This window comes from Stenotrophomonas sp. YJH_SMC_120 (assembly GCF_059368675.1).
In genome coordinates this window covers 1-17,358 of record NZ_JCAFRY010000032.1, presented here as the reverse complement: position 1 = coordinate 17,358, position 17,358 = coordinate 1, and the positions used below count along the sequence as shown (strand labels likewise).

At 66.1% G+C, this 17,358-nt stretch carries 19 protein-coding genes; 7 read left to right on the top strand and 12 right to left on the bottom strand.

Features of this window, described 5'->3' with window-relative positions:
• Positions 1-146 precede the first annotated feature (146 nt).
• Positions 147-2,258: a TonB-dependent receptor family protein gene (locus tag AC5P60_RS20885; RefSeq protein WP_483693960.1), complete on the top strand. Its 2,112-nt coding sequence runs from the start codon at positions 147-149 to the stop codon at positions 2,256-2,258.
• A 46-nt stretch (positions 2,259-2,304) separates the two neighbouring features.
• Here AC5P60_RS20885 and AC5P60_RS20880 read toward each other — a convergent pair whose 3' ends face one another.
• Genes AC5P60_RS20880 through AC5P60_RS20870 form a run of 3 tightly spaced genes read right to left on the bottom strand, consistent with a single transcriptional unit; the run spans position 2,305 to position 4,748 of the window.
• Entirely contained in the window at positions 2,305-3,699 is a 1,395-nt protein-coding gene (locus AC5P60_RS20880) for a hypothetical protein (RefSeq protein WP_483693961.1), read from the bottom strand.
• Positions 3,699-4,544 (bottom strand): energy transducer TonB, encoded by an 846-nt coding sequence (locus AC5P60_RS20875; RefSeq protein ID WP_483693962.1) that lies wholly within the window; start codon positions 4,542-4,544, stop codon positions 3,699-3,701. The genes AC5P60_RS20880 and AC5P60_RS20875 overlap by 1 nt, the downstream gene beginning before the upstream one ends.
• 51 nt (positions 4,545-4,595) lie before the next feature.
• On the bottom strand, positions 4,596-4,748 hold the full coding sequence (locus AC5P60_RS20870) for a hypothetical protein (protein WP_483693963.1): 153 nt from the start codon (positions 4,746-4,748) through the stop codon (positions 4,596-4,598).
• Positions 4,749-5,011: 263 nt separating this feature from the next.
• Here AC5P60_RS20870 and AC5P60_RS20865 point away from each other — a divergent pair, with 263 nt between their 5' ends.
• On the top strand, positions 5,012-5,335 hold the full coding sequence (locus AC5P60_RS20865; RefSeq protein WP_099484306.1) for a hypothetical protein: 324 nt from the start codon (positions 5,012-5,014) through the stop codon (positions 5,333-5,335).
• 34 nt (positions 5,336-5,369) lie between these two features.
• Here AC5P60_RS20865 and AC5P60_RS20860 read toward each other — a convergent pair whose 3' ends face one another.
• Positions 5,370-5,945, bottom strand: coding sequence for a TetR/AcrR family transcriptional regulator (locus tag AC5P60_RS20860; RefSeq protein ID WP_065183680.1), 576 nt, complete (start codon positions 5,943-5,945; stop codon positions 5,370-5,372).
• A gap of 69 nt (positions 5,946-6,014) precedes the next feature.
• Here AC5P60_RS20860 and AC5P60_RS20855 point away from each other — a divergent pair, with 69 nt between their 5' ends.
• The gene (locus tag AC5P60_RS20855) at positions 6,015-6,560 is read left to right on the top strand and encodes a thioesterase family protein (protein WP_049397600.1); all 546 of its coding nucleotides are present in this window, start codon (positions 6,015-6,017) and stop codon (positions 6,558-6,560) included.
• Positions 6,561-6,566: 6 nt separating this feature from the next.
• On the opposite strand, the gene AC5P60_RS20850 is transcribed toward AC5P60_RS20855, so the two are convergent.
• Positions 6,567-7,700: an agmatine deiminase family protein gene (locus AC5P60_RS20850; RefSeq protein ID WP_322535167.1), complete on the bottom strand. Its 1,134-nt coding sequence runs from the start codon at positions 7,698-7,700 to the stop codon at positions 6,567-6,569.
• Positions 7,701-7,804: 104 nt separating this feature from the next.
• On the opposite strand from AC5P60_RS20850, the gene AC5P60_RS20845 reads away from it, so the two are divergent.
• Positions 7,805-8,689, top strand: coding sequence for a LysR family transcriptional regulator (locus AC5P60_RS20845; protein ID WP_262101914.1), 885 nt, complete (start codon positions 7,805-7,807; stop codon positions 8,687-8,689).
• On the opposite strand, the gene AC5P60_RS20840 is transcribed toward AC5P60_RS20845, so the two are convergent.
• Together AC5P60_RS20840 and AC5P60_RS20835 are read right to left on the bottom strand one after the other, a co-directional pair.
• Positions 8,664-9,452 carry an SGNH/GDSL hydrolase family protein gene (locus AC5P60_RS20840; RefSeq protein WP_262101915.1) on the bottom strand — a complete coding sequence of 263 codons (789 nt, stop codon included), beginning with the start codon at positions 9,450-9,452 and terminating at the stop codon, positions 8,664-8,666. The two genes, AC5P60_RS20845 and AC5P60_RS20840, sit on opposite strands and share 26 nt — an antisense overlap.
• Positions 9,453-9,501: 49 nt before the next feature.
• Positions 9,502-10,467, bottom strand: a complete 966-nt coding sequence (locus AC5P60_RS20835; RefSeq protein ID WP_099490502.1) for a DUF2268 domain-containing putative Zn-dependent protease — start codon at positions 10,465-10,467, stop codon at positions 9,502-9,504.
• 138 nt (positions 10,468-10,605) lie between these two features.
• Here AC5P60_RS20835 and AC5P60_RS20830 point away from each other — a divergent pair, with 138 nt between their 5' ends.
• Positions 10,606-11,589, top strand: a complete 984-nt coding sequence (locus AC5P60_RS20830) for a hypothetical protein (RefSeq protein WP_483693965.1) — start codon at positions 10,606-10,608, stop codon at positions 11,587-11,589.
• A gap of 10 nt (positions 11,590-11,599) precedes the next feature.
• On the opposite strand, the gene AC5P60_RS20825 is transcribed toward AC5P60_RS20830, so the two are convergent.
• The 3 genes from AC5P60_RS20825 to AC5P60_RS20815 all read right to left on the bottom strand — a co-directional run bounded on the left by AC5P60_RS20825 (position 11,600) and on the right by AC5P60_RS20815 (position 15,071).
• Positions 11,600-11,920, bottom strand: coding sequence for a hypothetical protein (locus tag AC5P60_RS20825; RefSeq protein WP_483693966.1), 321 nt, complete (start codon positions 11,918-11,920; stop codon positions 11,600-11,602).
• A gap of 190 nt (positions 11,921-12,110) precedes the next feature.
• A complete protein-coding gene (locus tag AC5P60_RS20820) occupies positions 12,111-14,573 on the bottom strand; it encodes a S9 family peptidase (protein ID WP_483693967.1) in 2,463 nt (820 codons plus the stop codon).
• A gap of 168 nt (positions 14,574-14,741) precedes the next feature.
• Positions 14,742-15,071 carry a hypothetical protein gene (locus tag AC5P60_RS20815; RefSeq protein WP_005413891.1) on the bottom strand — a complete coding sequence of 110 codons (330 nt, stop codon included), beginning with the start codon at positions 15,069-15,071 and terminating at the stop codon, positions 14,742-14,744.
• Between the two features lie 239 nt (positions 15,072-15,310).
• Here AC5P60_RS20815 and AC5P60_RS20810 point away from each other — a divergent pair, with 239 nt between their 5' ends.
• Entirely contained in the window at positions 15,311-16,087 is a 777-nt protein-coding gene (locus AC5P60_RS20810) for a HipA family kinase (protein WP_032966914.1), read from the top strand.
• Entirely contained in the window at positions 16,065-16,466 is a 402-nt protein-coding gene (locus AC5P60_RS20805; RefSeq protein ID WP_483693968.1) for a DUF3037 domain-containing protein, read from the top strand. The genes AC5P60_RS20810 and AC5P60_RS20805 overlap by 23 nt, the downstream gene beginning before the upstream one ends.
• A 165-nt stretch (positions 16,467-16,631) precedes the next feature.
• Here the strand turns inward: AC5P60_RS20805 and AC5P60_RS20800 are convergent, their stop codons facing one another.
• The gene (locus AC5P60_RS20800; protein ID WP_024957222.1) at positions 16,632-17,114 is read right to left on the bottom strand and encodes an REP-associated tyrosine transposase; all 483 of its coding nucleotides are present in this window, start codon (positions 17,112-17,114) and stop codon (positions 16,632-16,634) included.
• Positions 17,115-17,232: 118 nt separating this feature from the next.
• Positions 17,233-17,358 (bottom strand): integrase core domain-containing protein (locus AC5P60_RS20795; RefSeq protein WP_146257439.1); only part of this gene is annotated, 126 nt, incomplete at its 5' end.

Below are 17,358 nucleotides of genomic sequence, written 5' to 3'. Positions count from 1 at the left end.
CTCAGGAGACCCGCGCTGCGCGCGATAGCCGAGCATGGACTCGGCTCTACATGGATGTTGCGGGCGGCCATACGCGAGCGACGGGTGACGTGACGCCGCCGACCTGTTAACTTGCGCGCCACTTTGGTAGTTTACAGCATTCCCGCATGTCGCTCTCGTCGTACCGCCCCACCCCCTCGCTGCTGTTCCTGGCCGTTTCCCTCGGCCTCTCTTCCACCGCCGCTGCGGCCCCACAGGCCACCACGCTGGATGCCGTGCAGGTCACCGCTGCCGCCGATGCCAGCGCGCAGGCGCGCGAGGCGCTGAAGCGCGTGCCCGGCGCCAGCAACCTGATCGACATGGCCAAGGCCGACAGCCGACTGTCCACCAGCGCCGATGTGCTGGCCTACCAGCCGGGTATCAGCGCGCAGTCGCCGGGTAATGAGGGCACCAAGATCTCGATCCGTGGCTCGGGCATCAACCGGGGCCCGGGCGCGCACGCCTCGGGTATTGCGGTGTCGATCGACGGCCTGCCACTGACCGGCCCGGGGGGCACGCCCTACGAGCTGCTGGAACCGCTGTGGCTGTCGCGCGTGGAAGTCCTGCGCGGCGCCAACGGCTTCGAGCGCGGTGCGTTGGCGCTGGGTGGTGCCATCGACTACGTCAGCCGCAGCGGTCGTGATTCGGCGGGCGTGCAGCTGCACTACGAAGCCGGCAGCCGTGGCTACCAGAAGCGCGGCATCAGCTGGGGCGGCGTCAGTGGTGATGTCGACTACTTCCTGGCCTACACCGATACCGAATTCGACGGTTACCAGCGTCATACGCGCGGCGACGGCAAGGGTGCGATGGCGAATGTGGGATGGCAGATCACGCCCGACCTGCAGACGCGCTTCTTTGTGCGCTATCGCGAAACCAATCATGAAACGCCCGGCCGCCTGACCCGCGATCAGATCCGCAACGATCCGCGTGCCGCGAATGCGGCCAACCTGGCCATCGATGCACGTCGCCCGCAGCCGGGCAGCACCTGGGTGGGCAACGTCACCACGCTGCAGATCGATGAGGACTCCTCGTTGCAGGCCGGGCTGGTCTATCACAAGTACCCGATGGACTTGAACGAGAGCCTGTACCGGCAGCAGCTGGACTACGCCAACCTCAACGCCACGCTGGACTACCGCCGCCGCCACCGGCTGTTCGGCCTGGACAGCGAGACCACGGTCGGCCTGCGCGTCACCCACGATCTGGACGCCGATGTGCGCGAGTCGCTGCGCTTTGCCAGCAACGGCTATGCCGCCGGTACGCGCACGCGTGACTTCCGGCACCACGGCACCGACAGCACGCTGCACGTCAGCAACACCCTGGCGTTGAACGACCGTCTGCGCATGCAGACCGGGCTGGCGCTGATCAACACCCGCCGCGATGTGCAGGTGACCTGGCCAAGCAGTGGTGGCCGCCTGCGCGACCACGACTGGGACTATGCGCCGCGACTGGGCTTCACTTGGCAGCACAGCGCCCAGACCCAGTGGTTCGGCAACCTCAGCCGCTCGGTGGAGGCGCCACATCCGTGGTCGATGATCTGGGGCTCGAACCAGTACTTCGGGCCGGGCAATGGCCCGTCCAGCGGCCGCCAGCGCGCGCCGGTGCCGATGCAGAACCAGACCGCCACCACGCTGGAACTGGGCGCGCGCGGTGACGCCGCGCTGGGCCGCTGGGAACTGACCGGCTACTACGCTCACGTGAACCACGAACTGCTGAGCGTCGAACTGCAACCGGTGCCGAACCTGTTCATCGCCGAGAACAACGCCAGCCCCACCGTTCACCGCGGCATGGAGGCCGGATTGGACAGCACGCTGTGGCAGGCTGCACCGGGCCGCCTGTCGCTGCGCCAGGCGTATACCTTCAGCGATTTCCGCTATCCCCACGACGCGCGTTTCGGCAGCAACCGCCTGCCCGGCTTGCCGCGCCACGCCTACCAGGCCGAGCTGCGCTTCGATCATGCATCCGGCCTGTACGCCGCGCTCAATACCGAATACGCCTCGCGCATCGCCGTCGACTACGCCAACAGCTACTGGGCCGACAGCCACGTGATCTTCGGCAGCCGCATCGGCTACGACGCACCCGGTGGCCGCTGGCAGGCCTGGGCGGAGATGCGCAACCTCGGCAACCGCCACTACGCCGCCACGGTCACGCCGGGCTACGACGACGCAGGCAGGGATATTGCCCGCTCGACGCCGGGCGAAGGCCGTGGCATCTACGCTGGTGTGCGTTTGCGGTTTGACTGATGACCGCAGGCGGCGCCGGGTGTGATCCGGCGCCGTCGTTCCAGGATCAGCCGATACGCCAGGCTGGCAGGCGCTCGCTGCGCTTCCAGATGGAAGGTGCGAAACCAATCAACGCCAGCGCCGCCAGCCACTTCGGTGAGGTGTTGAGCAGTGTCGAGGTAAGCGAACCATCGACAGGGGCGGCCATTTCCTGCCACGGGTTGTAGCCCAGGTAGACGACGCTGCCAGCCCACCACAGCAATGCCACACCGACACCCACCAGCAACAGAGCCAGCGTGCGGCAGGTCCAGCGCTGCGAGGTGGTGCCCCACTCGCGGGACGCCGCTACCAGCAGGCCCACCACCAGCAGCGACACCAGTGCAACCAGCCCGATATCGACCTTGTGCCCGATACGCTCATAGCTGCAGGCGCGGCATCGCGCCTCTTCCGCGGCAGTGGCGGCTTCGGCCTGCCCGGCTGCGGGCTGCGCCAGTGCCGCAAACGGCATCAATACTGCCAGCAGCGTCACCATGATCCAACGAAACAACGTCCTGTTCCTGCGTGCAGCGACATCCATGCGCTCTTCCTCGTCAGTGGTTGTACGTCCAGGGCCGCAGTATGCGGCCGTCCCATACGCCGCCCAGACCCCGTTCCGGGGTTCGGCCATCCAGCGTCCTTGTTCCCGATGCAGCACGACAAGCTCCCGGTAGACGAAATCGTCGGAACACGAATCCCAGGCGACCGCAATCATAGCCCACTGCCCATCGACGCTGAAAACAGGCCGGGTCAGATAGGCGACGTGGTCGTATGTCCGAGTCGGCCCATGCACCGTTGCCCCGCACCCTTGCTCCCGCAGCGCTCGAAGCCCCGCGCCGTCCATCCGCTGCGCACCGGCCAATGCGGCCGCAGGCACTGGCGTGGACCGGCGATTGACGGGAACCAGGTCCGCCTGCAGCTGCAACCGCAGCGCATGGATGTCCGGCGGCCACCAATCGTCCAGCGGCAGGACCAGGTCGTCCACCTCCTGGCAGATGGAGGCACTGCTGCCCGGCCAGCAATAGGGCAAGGTCTGCTCCATCACGTAGATGTCCTCCCCCACCGGGTCGGTCAACTGCGGCTGTTCCTGCGGGCGCCATTGATCAACGCGCGTGGACGGTGTCTGCGGTGCGCTGGGCACCTCGCTCAGCGACGATGGCAGAACTGGCGTTGGCTGCGGCACTGGCGGGGGTGGAGGGGGGAATGGGGGGCTCTGCCGGATCGCCAGCGCCATCGCCTCCGCCTGCATCTGCGCTGTTCCCAGGTTGATCGGTAGCCGACCGATCTCCTGCTGCCAACTCGGGCGCAGGCTGCAGATCCCGGCCATGAGCGCCAAGGCCGACAGCGCCGCCGCCAGCGATGCAATGCGTCGCCAGGCGATCCGTTGTTGGCAGTCACGGTTTGGCTTGAACGAGGTATCTATCATCACGACTCCGGCAACGCGGGCCACAGGCCCTGTCCAAAGCTCATATGGCGGACAGGCTCCACTCGAACACGCTCCCAGCCGCCCTTCCTGCGATGCAGAAGGTAGAGGACACGCATCGCCGTTCCTCCACTGCACAGATCCGAGGCGACCGATGCCATTGCCCAGTTCCCATCCAGGCTGAACACAGGACGCTGCAGATAGACAACGCCCAGATCCGGATTGCCCGGGCCACCCGTGCATCCCTCGATACCGCGCGCGCGCCGTTGCTGAAGCTCGTCCCACGTCATCCGTTGCGCCCGCACGTGTGCAAGCTCGAACGCGAGACCGGGTACCCGTGAAGCCCGGCGGTTCGCAACCTGCAGCATCGACTCCAGATGCTGCTGCAATTGAAAGGACGCCGCACTGTCATCATCGCGCCACTCGACCACGCTGTGACGAACCTGGCAGACCGGGGCGGGATATCCTTCACCGCAGGAAGGCGCAGTCCATTCCATCACAGCGAATGGAATGTCGGGCTCCCAGCTGGGCGGCTCGAAGTGTGCTGGCGCGACGTCTTCCAACCGCACCGCTGCGGTCGCGAACCCACTGTTTCCGGCCAGCATCGGGGAGGAGACTCTCTTCATTGGAGTCGGTGGAACCGGCGGCTTTCCTGGCGGTGTCGGTCGCAGGTCGATGAGCTCTGCCATCACTTCGGCCTGCATCCGTGCCGTTCCCAGATTGATCGGCGGCGGGCCGACTTCCCGCCGCCACTGCGGGCGCACGCTGGCCATCAGCGCTACGACCGCAACCATCGATAGAACGACCGTTGTGGCCAGGGCGCGTTTCCGTGCAATGCGCTGTCGCATGAAGCTCCTGGAAAAAGTGAAGCACAGAGGAAATCGCCCGGAATTGCAGTACTACCCGGCCAGCACTACCGCAATCGGGTAGCGCAGCGGCATTGCATCGACAGCGGCCGCGCACTGCAGACCCGAGGCATGGAAAACGGTGGCGCCGGTCAACGCGACGATCATGGCCACCGCGTGCGCGGCCAGCCGCACGCACGACTTCACTGCCGCGGCTCCTGGGCAACCTCAATGCACTGATGGAAAAATGGCGCAAGTTCTTCATGCCGCCGCCAGCGGGCGCGTGGCATTGCGGCCAGGGACCTCAGAAACCTGATACTGCATGCGGACATCCTTGCCGGGCACGCGTAGGCGGTGGTGGACGGATTCTAGCGCGATGGGGCCGTGGGTCCATCACCCACAGTCCGCACTGGCGCCGGCCTTGTACCCGCGCGCCGGCGGCTGGATTATGATTTTCCACCAGAAGAGCTATGCGCCACGGCATGCACGCCTCCCAGTTCACCCGCGCCACCGCGCTCGTGATGTTCGTTCCAATGATTGGCCTCGCCGGTTGGGGTTCGTGGTTTGGTAGCCGCTGCTTCAGCGATGGCTGCCTCGGCGTCCTGGTGGCATGGCTTGCCGCCGTAGCCACCTTTGCGGTGCAGGCGTTGCTGGTGCTCCCGACGCATGCCTGGGCCCTCAAGCGGCAGGGATCCCCCGCCTCCCGCAGCTACCTGCGTTGGCTTGGCGCGTCGGCCATCGCTGCCTTCCTGCCCATCGTGCTCGGCTGGGGCTACCTGATGATCTTCCGATGACCTGCTGCACGTCCTCCGCACACGTATAGCCGGATCAAGGAGGCGCGGCGGCCTTCAGCAACTGCGCGGCCACCTGGTCGAACGGGGCGATGTCCTGCAGTGCGCGGCACATCGCCACGGCGCCTTCCACGCTGGCGATCACCAGGCTGGCCAGTCCATCCGCCGCCGCAGGTTCGTGGCCGTCGGCAATGAAGGCTGCGGCCAGATGCCCCTGCCAGCGCACGAACACCTCTGCGGCGGCCACGCGCGGTTGGCTGGTAACCGCCTCGACCGGCTCTTCGACGGCAGCGGCCAGCACCGGACAACCCGCGCGGAACCCGGACCGCAGCAGGCGCTCGCGCCACATCGCCAGAAACTGCTGCAGGCCCTGCACGGCCCCGCCCTTCAACAACTCAACGAGGAGCGCCTCCACCTTGTCACCAGCCATGTGGGTGGCGCGCGCCAGCAGCTCCTGCTTGCCGCCGGGAAAGTGGTGATAGGTGGAACCCAGCGGCGCCTCGGCCAGCTTGGTCACCTCACGGATGCTGGTGGCATTGAGACCCACGCGCGCCAGCATCTGTGCCGCAGCATCAATCACGCGTTGTGGCGCATCAGAGGGGCGCGGGCTCACGGCAGGCTCCTTGCCAGGACAGTCGTCATAAATTAGCGTATCGGCGATTCTATAACAGTCGTCATAACCATGAATCTCTGGTTCCGCCTGCTCCACCTGCTGCTGTGCAGCCTGTTCCGGCCGAAGCTGGAGGCGCCGTTCGGGGTCTCGCGGCTGCAGTTCCGGGTACTGCCCAACGATCTGGACAGCAACCTGCATATGACCAACGGCCGCTACTGGAACATCTTCGACCTGGGCCGGCTGGACCTGATCCTGCGCATGGGCCTGGGCCGGGTGGCACTGCGCGAGAAGTGGGCACCAATCGTCGGCGCCGGCACCATCCAGTTCCGCCGCGAGCTGAAGCCGTTCCAGCGCTTCACCCTGGAAACGCGCCTGGTCGGCTGGGTCGGCTCGCGCGGCATCATGGAGCAGCGCGTGCTGATCGGGCCCGAGCAGAAGATCGCCACCCGTGCGCTGCTGGTCACCGGCATCTACGACCGTCGCGCGCGCCAGTTCCTGGGCATGCCGAAGATGATGGAAGCGATCGGTGTGGTTGCCCCGCCGTCACCGCCGCTCAGTGCAGCCGCCGAGGCGCTGCTGGCTGCCGATGCCGCATTGAAGCAGGACGACGCCTGAGGCACCTCAGCCTACCTTCGGCATGTTCTTGGTCACGCAATGGATGCCGCCACCGCCACCGGCGATCGCATCGATGTCCACCTGTTCGATCACACGACCGGGATACATGTCTTCCAGTAGTTCACGGCAGTAGCCATCGGCTGCGTCCTCACCGAACTGCGGCGCGACCACCGCGCCGTTGATCGGCAGGTAGTTGATGTAGCCCATCGCCAGATCATCGTTGTCGCGGGTATGCACGTTGTCGCGCCCGTCCAGCGGCGGCGGCAGCGTGTGCACCTGCAGACGACGGCCATCGGCATCGGTGGCGCCGCGCAGAATCTCCAGGTGCTCGCGGGTCAGATCGTAGTCGTAGGACTCCGGATCGTCGTCCAGATTGGCGATCACCACGCCCGGACGCACGAAGCGCGCATAGAAATCCACGTGTGCGTCAGTGATGTCCTCGCCGGCGATGCCGGGCAGCCAGATCACCTTCCGCAGGCCGAGGTGGTGCATCAGCTCGGCCTCGATATCCGCGCGCGACCAGCCGGGATTGCGATTGCGGTTCACCCAGCAGCTTTCGGTGAGGATGGCCGTGCCATGGCCATCGACTTCGATGCCGCCACCCTCGCCCACCAGATCGCTTTCCAGCAGCGTGGCACCGGTCACCTGCGCCAGCCACGGCGCCACCGCACCATCGTTCCGTGCGCTCTGCTTGCCGCCCCAGCCGTTGAAGTTGAAATCAACCAGGCCCAGCCCGCCCTTGCCATCGGTGACGAAACATCCGCCGTAGTCGCGCACCCAGATGTCATCCAGCGGCCCCTCGAGGAACTCGATGTTGTCGCGGCCGCAGCGATCCTGCGCCAGCTTCCGCTGCGCCGGGCGGCACAGCACACTAACGGGCTGGTGGCGGGCGATGGTGCGGGCCAGGCGTGCCACGGCGGTGTTCACCGCATCGGCCTGCGCGCCCCACACCCGCGGTTGCGCGGCGAAGGCCAGGAAAACGCGTTCCTGCGGCCCGTGCTCGTCCGGCATGCGCCAGATACCCGCACCCGGCCCCGCTGCGGATACGCGCGTCGGCAGCCCCGTCAGGCCGAGGGCGGCCAGGCGGCCAAGGCCAGCGGCGCCCGCCAGCTGGGTGAGGAAGTGACGACGGCTGCTCATGACGGGCTCCAGGGCCGGTGTGGGATGGACCTATGCTGCGCTTGCGTATCGATAAGCACAAACGATAGATTCAGCCACCAATTGAACAGTTTTACTTATCTGAAATGCTGAAGCATTGGCCACCGCTGAACGCGCTGCGTGGTTTCGAGGCAGCCGCCCGCCTGGGTAGTTTCCACAGGGCGGCCGAGGAACTGCACCTGACCCAGTCGGCCATCAGCCAGCAGATCCGGGGTCTGGAAGCCTCGCTGCAGCAGCCGTTGTTCTTCCGGCAGGGCCGCAGCGTCACCCTCACCGACGCCGGCATCGACCTGCTGGAAACCACCCAGTCCCTGCTGCGGCAGCTGGCCAGCGGCATCCGCCGGCTCGATCAGTACCGCAAGCCGAATCAACTGATCGTCAACACCAGTCCAGCCTTTGCCCGGCATTGGCTGGTGCCGCGCCTGGCCAGCTTCCACCGCCTGCATCCCGACGCCGACCTGTGGCTGCTGACCAGCGAGGAGGCACCGGATATGACCACGCAGACGCTGGACGTGGCGGTACGCGATGACCTCGACTCACAGGCGCAGTGCCAGCATCGCGTGCTGCTGCAGGATCGCCTCTTTCCGGCCTGCCATCCGGCCCTGCTCGCCACGCCGGTGCACGAACGCCTCACCCTGCATGGCGAGCGCGAAATGGACTGGAGCCAGTGGCAGGTACAGGGGGGCGCCGATGTCGGCCAGCGCCGCGAAGGCATGAACTTCTCCGAACCCGGGCAGCTGCTGGATGCTGCCTGCCAAGGGCTGGGTATCGCCCTGGTCAGCGAGCTGCTGGCGGCACGCGCCTGCGATCAGGGGCTGCTGCAGCCGCTGGATGAGGCACGCGTGCGCGGCCCGCGCTGGAGCTGGCTGGTGCATGAGGACAGCGCGGCCGATCCGCTGGTGATCAGTTTCTGTGAGTGGTTGCTGGCGAGTCTGCCCGCAGAAGCTACTTCTGCTCCAGCGCGCGTTTGACCGCTGCCTCGGCCAACGGCGCCATCACCGCATAGCCCTTCGCCGTGGGATGCACGCCATCCTCGGCCAGCTGCGGATCGAGCCCTCCGGCGGCATTGGCCATCGGCGTGTAGTAGTCCAGATAGACCAGCTGCTGCGCATCGGCATAGCGCTTCAATGCCGTGTTCAATGCACGCACCTTCGGCGCTGGCGCTGTTCCCGGCAGCCACGGGTAATCGTTGACCGGCAGCACCGATGCCAGCACCACGGCGATGCCATGTGCACGCGCCAGGTCCACCATCGCGTGCAGGTTGTCCTCGATCATCGCCTGCGTGGACGGGCCGGTGTTGCCGGCAATGTCGTTGGTGCCGGCCAGGATCACCACCACCTGTGGCTTCAGTGCCAGCACGTCCTGCGGGAAGCGCACCAGCATCTGCGCCGTGGTCTGGCCGCTGATGCCGCGGTTGAGCCAGCCCTTGCCGGGGAAGAATCCGGCGCTGCCTTCCGCACCCCAGCCTTCGGTGATCGAGTCGCCGAAGAACACCACGCGCGGCTGGCCCGGCACGGCCGCAGGCAGTCGCGCGTTGGCATCACGATAGCGCTGCAACTCCGGAAAATCGGCCAGGCGCTGCTGCATGAAACGAACCTCGTCGGGGCGCAACTGGTCGATGGGCGTCTGCAGCAGCGGATTGACTGCGACGACTTCGGCGGCACCCAGCGGAGAAGCCAACGCGAGGCCCAACGTCACGACGGTTGCAGCGGCAAGCTCAACAGGTCCACGCATGCGGGTACTCCTGAAATCATCTTGCGCAGTCTAACGCCCTGCCCTGTGCTCAGCGTGCAGCCGTACGCGCCGCTACACCCGTGACTTTCGCCGGCATCCACATGCCCGGCGTCCAGCCGCTGGCGGCCAGGATCGTCTTCGGGTTGTCCTGCTGGATCAGCGCACGCACCGCATCACGCTTGTCCTTGGCCTGCAGGTAATAGGCCTTGGCGATGCGGTAACCCACCCAGTACCCCAGGTCGTAGGGTTCCTGCGAGCCCGGCTTGTAGTTGTACAGCCACGGCGACAGATCGGTGCTGTCCAGATCCAGCGCGAACGCGCTTTCGACATGCACTTCCCGGCCACGGGTCCAGGCCGCGTGACGCCCATTGCCGACGTTGCCTGAAATCAGCTCGGCGATGAACTCGGCGATGCCCTCGCCCAGCGAAACACGCAGCACTGTCGCGCGCGGGTCACCCGGCTCGAAGTCGATCAGGCCGGTCTGCTGGATGTGCACGTATTCGTGTGCGATCACATGCACGAAGCGATCCTGCACATTGGCATTCATGAAGTCGGCCGCGCACAGCGCTTCCAGACCAATGATCACGCCGCTTTTCGAGGTCAGCCCGACCGGCCGGCCGCGGCCCACCGCGATGGTCACCGGCGGGAACCGGGTCTGCGGGTAGATCGCCTGCAGGTTGGAAAACACCTGCGTCAGGCGTTGCTTCACCGCGGGCAGTTCGGCCAGGCAGTTTCGTCCCTGTGCATACAGCTCGGGCTGGCTGGCGATGGACTCGGCAATGCGTTCGGGAGTGACCCGGCGCGCCTTGGCCAGTTCGGCCAGGCCGGCCGAACCCTCGGCCAGGTATCCACGCAGCTGCGCAACGCTGGGCTTGCCGCCAGCGCTGTCATAAAGTGCATAGAAACGGCTGACATCCTCGGTGAGGATCTGCGGCCCTGCCGGTACCGCTGCGGTGGCCACGCCTACCGCCCCGGCACAGGCCAGGGCCAACAGGCCGCGCAGGATCATGAACATCGCTCCGTCCTTGGTGGAGTGCATGCGAAGCGCGCAATCTATCACTCCGCCCGGCCCACTGCAGCAGGCGGATGCGGGCGCACCGGCGCTGTGCCAGACTCGCTTCGGCACCTGCCATGGAAGATGGAGCACCGCACGATGATGATCGTTCCCGCGTACTGGGCCGAAGCCCGCCTGCAGGCCCGTTTCCGTGGCCGGCCGGTGGTCGTGCGCCGCTTCGGCTGGTCCGACGAAGGCCCTGCCGAGGCGCAGGTGCACGCCGATCGCCGCGCCAACGAAGCCCTCAATGCCATCCTCGCCGGGCAGGCGCTTCCGCGACGCGAAGTGCGCAGCAACTACGGCGTGGAGGGCGTGCCGATCCGCGAGCAGATCGTGCAGCGCGACGGCGACGTCATCATCACCCGCAACAGCTACGGTGCGCTGTGCCTGAACACCCCGGACGTGCTGTTCGCCGACATCGATCATGCGCAGCCACCTGCCGGTTGCGTGATGCCTGCAATCATCGCCGCAGTGCTGCTGTTCGCTGGCGCCGTCATCGGCACTCTGCTCTGGCACTGGCTGGTGGGACTGGTGCTGGGGGTGGCAGCGGTGCTGCTGGTCAACACGGCGATGCTGATGCAGCGCAAGCGGCGCCTGGCCGCGGCCGGTGGCGCCGAAGGTGTGGCCCTGCAGCGGGTCGCGGCCTTCAGCGAACAGCATCCGGACTGGCATCTGCGTACGTACCGCACGCCGGCTGGATTGCGCGTGCTGGCCATGCATGCCACGTTCCTGCCCGAAGACGAGCAGCTGCAGGCGTTCTTCAGAACGCTGGGCGCCGACGCCCTGTACGCGCGCATGTGCCGGCTGCAGCACTGCTTTCGTGCGCGCCTGACACCAAAGCCGTGGCGCGTTGGCCTGAGGTACCGCATCCGTCCGCCGGTGGCCGCGTGGTCAGCCGAGCAGGCCAACAACCCGGATCGCCTGGCCTGGATTGCCGAGTACGAAAAGAAGAGTGCCGGCTTCGCCGCGTGCGCCTACCTGCGCAGTTTCGGTGATACCACGCGCATCCATGCCAAGGCCGAGCACGTGCGCGAACTGCACGACCGGTTGGCGCATGCGCAGGACCGCCTGCCGCTGGCGTGAGCTCGGGTGCTCAATCAGCGCTCTGCACGAACGGCTGCCCTGCCAGGGTAGTGCCCAGCCGCACCGCAATCTGCTGTTCACCCTTCTCGAAGGTCGTCGCGCAATGCTTCCCGCCCTTCTGGCACCCCACTTCCGGAAAGCCCTCCAGCGATTCCGGCGCGCCCTGCGCCGGCTTCACCTGCCATCCCGCAGCATCCAGCAGGCGCTTGGCCTTGGCGTAGGGCATGCCGGCGATGATCCCCAGCTGCGCCAGCTCGGGGGGCAGCGACTGGGCATGGGCATTTGAAACCAGGACCAACGACAACGTTGCAGCAAGAACGATGGCTTTCATTGCACCGACCCGGGACGAACTCACAGGGTCAGCCTAGCCCATCTGCGTGGCATGCGAATGTGCCGGTAACACGTCGTTACCGAGTCTCCACAGTTGATTGCAGAGCACGTGCGGCTGGTTACAGCCGAGCGTGGGCTTGGCGCTACAGCAGGATGCAGGAAGGCCACCCGGAGGTGGCCTTCCTGTTCCTTCACTTGGCGTTCTTCACGTAGGTGTCGAACCAGTTCAGCATTTCCGATACCAGCTGCTCGTTCGACTCCAGCGCGGTGTACCAGTGCGGCTCGTTCGGCAGCATCACCAGGCGGGTGGTACCGCCGTTGCCGCGGATCGCCTGGTACAGCTTGCGCGACTGGAACGGCTCGGTGCCCGGGTTGGCGTCGTCCTCGCCGTGGACCAGCAGCAGCGGCAGCTTGATCTTGTCGGCATAGAAGAACGGCGAGGCCTTCAGGTACACGTCCTGCGCCTGCCACACCGAGCGACGCTCGTTCTGGAAGCCGAATGGGGTGAAGGTCTTGTTGTACGAACCGCTGGTCGCCACGCCGGCCTTGAACAGCTTGGTGTGCGCGATCAGGTTGGCGGTCATCAGGCCGCCGTGGCTGTGACCGGTCACGCCGATGCGGTTGCGGTCGACCACGCCCATGTCCACGGCCTTGTCCACCGCCGCCTTGGCGTCGGCTTCCAGCTGCTCCAGGTAGGTGTCGTAGGCGTTCTTCGGGTCACCCACGATCGGGAACGAGGCGTTGTCGATGATCGCGTAGCCGGCCAGCAGCATCAGGCGGTACGGCTGCAGACGGGTGAAGGTCTGCTGCGAACCGGACACCTGGCCGGCCTGCGCGGCATTGGCGAAGTCGGCCGGGTACGCATACAGGATCGCCGGTACGCGCTGGCCTTCCTTGTAGCCCGGCGGCGTGTACAGGGTGAACGACAGGTCCACGCCGTCGGCACGCTTGTAGGTCACCAGCTGCTTCTTGATCTGGCGCACCTCCGGGGTCGGGTCGACCAGCTTGGTCAGCGCGGTCGCGGTGGACGCGAACTGCGCCTCGCCGGTCTTCGCATCAGCCACTGCCTCACCCTGCTGCCGGATGAAGGCGTTCGGGGGATCGATCACCGACTGGTGCCAGGTCAGGTAGCGCCCCGGCGTGCTGCTGAAACCGAGGAACTGTTCGTAGGCGTCGGCACTGCTGCGGAACAGGCGCTCGCTCTTCAGGGTGCCCAGGTCCAGGCGGTCCAGGAACGGACGGTCGCCCTGCGGCGACGCGCCACGGCCGCTGAGGAACACATGGTTGCCCTCACGGCGCACCACCTGCGCGCCATTCGGCAGGCGGGTAAAGACCAGGTTGCCGGGGTTGCCATACAGCTCGTCGCTGGACATGTCCCACAGCAGGCGGCCTTCCTTCTTCGGCTGGTCCACATCGACGATGCGGGTCTGCATCCAGTGGTGGTTCTCGTCGTTCTCGTACTGGAACGCCAAGGCCGGATCGGCGGTCCACGCGAAGCCCTCAAATCGCTGCGCGGTACGGGTGATTTCGGTCGGCTTGCCGTTGAACGGGGCCTTCAGCATCAGCACGCGGTCGCGGTGCGGCACGTTGACTTTCCAGTCGCCCTTGTCCAGTGCCTCGGCATAGACCAGGGTGGCCGGATCGGTGGCACGCCAGTCGAAGCCACGCGGGCCTTCCGGCACGCCATGCACCGGTACGCGGTCGGCGAGCGGCAGGCTGGCAATCGGCGTGGATTTGCCGCTGGCGATGTCCAGCACGGCCACGTCGTTGGCGAAGCGCTGGTAGGTCACCGCATGCGAGTACGGCGCCTTGATCGATTCAGTCAGCACGTGCACACCATCGGGTGCGGCGCTGACGTCGTTGAACAGCGCCGGCTGCCCGACCGGACGCACGCTGTTGGCGGCGGTATCGACCACGGCCAGCTGCGAGGCACCGTAATAAGCGAACAGCTTCTCGTCATGCACGCTGGTCAGCGTGTCGCGGGCTTCGTAGGTGCTGCTCTCGCCACTGCTGCCCAGCGACTCCTGTGCATCCGGGCCGGTCGGTACGCCGCCGTTGGACGGTGCCGGGCCCTGGTTGGCCGGTACCAGCTTCACCAGCAGGTTCTGGCTGCCACCCAGCCACTGCACGGTGTAGCCGAAGATCGGGTTCAGCTGCACATTCGGCACCTGCTTCACCTGCCCGGTGGCCGCATCGCCCACCCACAGCTGCACGCTGGTATCGACCGCATTCTGGAAGGCGAAATGGCTGCCATCGGCCGACCACAGTGCGCCGGTGGCGCAGCCCTGCGGCAGGTTGACCTTGGTTTCCTTGCCGCTGCCGATGTCGACCAGGGTGAAGTCGGCCACGCAGGCCGGAATGCCGTAGCCGCCTGGGGTGTCATGGCGGCTGCGGTTCTTCGGCTCCAGGCGCACGCCAGCCAGCTTCAGGTACGGCTGGGCGACGCGGCTGATCGACGGGTAGGTCTGCGCGGTGGTCAGCAGCAGGCGCTGGCCGCCCGGGGCCACGTTCGGCGCCGGCGGCGGCGGCGCCTTCAGCACCTTGAGCAGGTGTTCCGGCGGCTTCGCGTAATCGGCAAGCGCCGGGCCAGCGGCCAACAGGCCGACGGTGGCAACGGCAACAGCCGCCGCCAGAGAGGTTCGACGGATGAGCATCCTTATCCCCTGGGGTGTGAATGGGTGCCCGGAATCGGGCATGGACCCGAATCTAGCACCGCAGGGGTTGTCGTGAATGGGCCGGAAGGGCTAGTGGCCGGATGGGGCAAAGTGAGCCACGCCCGGCAGGCCGGCAACGGGCCGGCATCTGCCAGGCGTGGCCTGGCACTACTGCTGCGCGTGCAGGTCCCAGGTGGCCAGGTAGTCGGGGTCGACCACGATCATGCCGCTGGTGCGCATGCGGTACTCGCCGGGCTCGGCCGGTTGGTACTGGTCCAGCATCGGTGGCAGGTAGCGCTCGTGGCCATCATTCTCGTCGGCCAACACCACGCCCTCGTCGGCGCTGATGCGCAGCACCGTGCCGGCGTATTGCTCCAGCCCCTTTACCTGACCGTCGCCACCATAGCGGGTAACCCCGACCAATACGACCTTGCCGATCATTTCTTCCGCCTTGGCATCGTCCAAGGTCGGCAGAATGGGAGTGAATTCGTCGCTCATCGGTGCACCTCCGTAGCCTGCAGGACATCGTGGATGAGGTTTCCGCTTCGCAGTGCGCGTCGCTGGCAGCCGAGCAGGTACCCGGCCTGGAGCCTCTGCATCGAGAGTGCCAGTACGCCCATGAACCCAAGGGTTCCTGGAGGACGATGCTGCCATCGCAGGCGGAAGGGACAGGTGAAGGCCGAAATCGGTCCCCGCCGGTCAGAGGGTTGCGCCTGCACCCACGCTAGAATGCACGCATGCGCACCGTACATGCCCTCCGCTACATCACGCCCTTGCGGGAAGGTGGCTCCCTGCCGGCCGTGGTCGAGACCGACGACGACGGCATGGCCGTGCTGAAGTTCCGTGGCGCCGGCCAGGGCCCGAAAGCGTTGATCGCCGAGCTGATCGCCGGCGAGATGGCACGCACGCTGGGCCTGCCGATTCCGGAAATCCTGTTCGTCGAGCTGGACCGCGAGTTCGCCCGCACCGAGCCCGACCCGGAAATCCAGGAGCTGATCCGCGCCAGCGAGGGCCTGAACCTGGGCCTGGACTACCTGCCCGGTGCGATCAATTACGATCCGGCGGCAATGCCGGTGGATCCAGACCTCGCCTCGCGCATCGTCTGGTTCGATGCGTTCACCAGCAATGTCGATCGCACCACCCGCAACCCCAACCTGATGGTATGGCATCGAAAGCTGTACCTGATCGACCACGGTGCGGCCATGTACTTCCATCACGACTGGGCCAACGCCGGCGATGCCTGCGAAAAGCCGTTCGTGTTGATCCGCGACCATGTGCTGCTGTCGTTCGCCAGTCGCATCGCCGAGGTGGATGCCGAGCTGGCCGCGCGCCTGACCGATGCCGAGATCGAACGCATCGTCGGCCTGGTGCCGGACAGCTGGCTGGTGGACGAACCGGCGTTCGACAGCCCGCAGGCCTATCGCCAAGGCTACATCGACTATCTCAAGAATCGCCTGAAAGTGCGTGCGGTGTTCGTGCAGGAGGCCATCCGTGCCCACGCTGCACACGTATGACTACGCGGTCATCCGCGTGGTACCGCGGGTGGAACGCGAGGAGTTCATCAACGTCGGGGTGATCGTCTCCTGTCCTGGCGCGCGTCATCTGGAGGCGGCCATCGATATCGATCCTGCGCGCCTGCGGGCGTTCGCGCCGGCGTTGGATCAGGAGGCGCTGCAACCATGGCTGGATGCGATCGTGGCAATCTGCCGCGGCGACGCCAGCGCCGGGCCGATCGCGCAACTGCCCGCGCGTGCCCGCTTCCACTTCCTTACCGCCAAGCGCAGTTCGGTCGTGCAGATGTCGAGCACGCATGTGGGCCGCACGGCCGACCCGGCGGGTGTGGTGGAACACTTGATGACGAAGATGGTGCGGGTGCCGGCACCTAACGCGTAGCGGCGACTGGTAGAGTCGACTGTTAGTCGATTAACGCACGCAGTGCGGGCTCTTCGGCGGCATTGATTAAGGCAGTCGACTAACAGTCGACTCTACCGGGTCGACTCTACCCGGTCGACTCTACCCGGTCGACTCTGCCCGGCTGACTCTGCCCGGTCGGTTCCATTACCATGCGCGTTCGCCTGCCGACTCAAGCTCGCTCAACGGCCAGCGGCACCATCCGTACGGATGGTCACCGATCTGCGCGGCAAGACCGGCTCGAACGGGATTTGCCAGAATGTAGCAAGCGTGCCTGTGCAGCGACGCGTCACTGCGGATCGCATGATCGTGATAACCCGCCTGCCAGATTGCACCCTGGCTCCCTCGCCGCCGGTTGATTAGAAAGCTGCTGCGCGCCTTGAAGCGCTGCACGCAGTAGCCCAGCGAATGGCCACGTAGTTGAGCCAGCCAGTGGATGTGATCCGGCATGATCACCCAGGCAAACGATGCAGTCAGGCCTTCCCGATCCATCGATCCGAGGAGCTGCATGGCAAGGTCGGCATTGGCAGGGCTATCGAAAACACGATGGCGGTTCCGGCACACCATGGTGATGGTGTAGACGTTGCCGACTATGGATCGGCGGCCGGCAAGCAGTTGAGGGCTGGGCATGAGTTCGAGAATGCCCGCCAGGATGGATGCTCGACATCGGTTCACTGCCAACGTCAGGATCAGGGATCATCTTGATGCAGCGTCCGGGGATGTGGAGTCGCCTGGGTAGAGTCGACTGTTAGTTGTGTAAACCCACCACGTTGTTCAGCAGGACTCTGGAAATAGGTGGCTGGCCACCGATCCCCATGTGAGGGCGGTGCCAGTTGTAGTGGTGCAGCCATTGGGTCAGCACGGAATTGCGCTG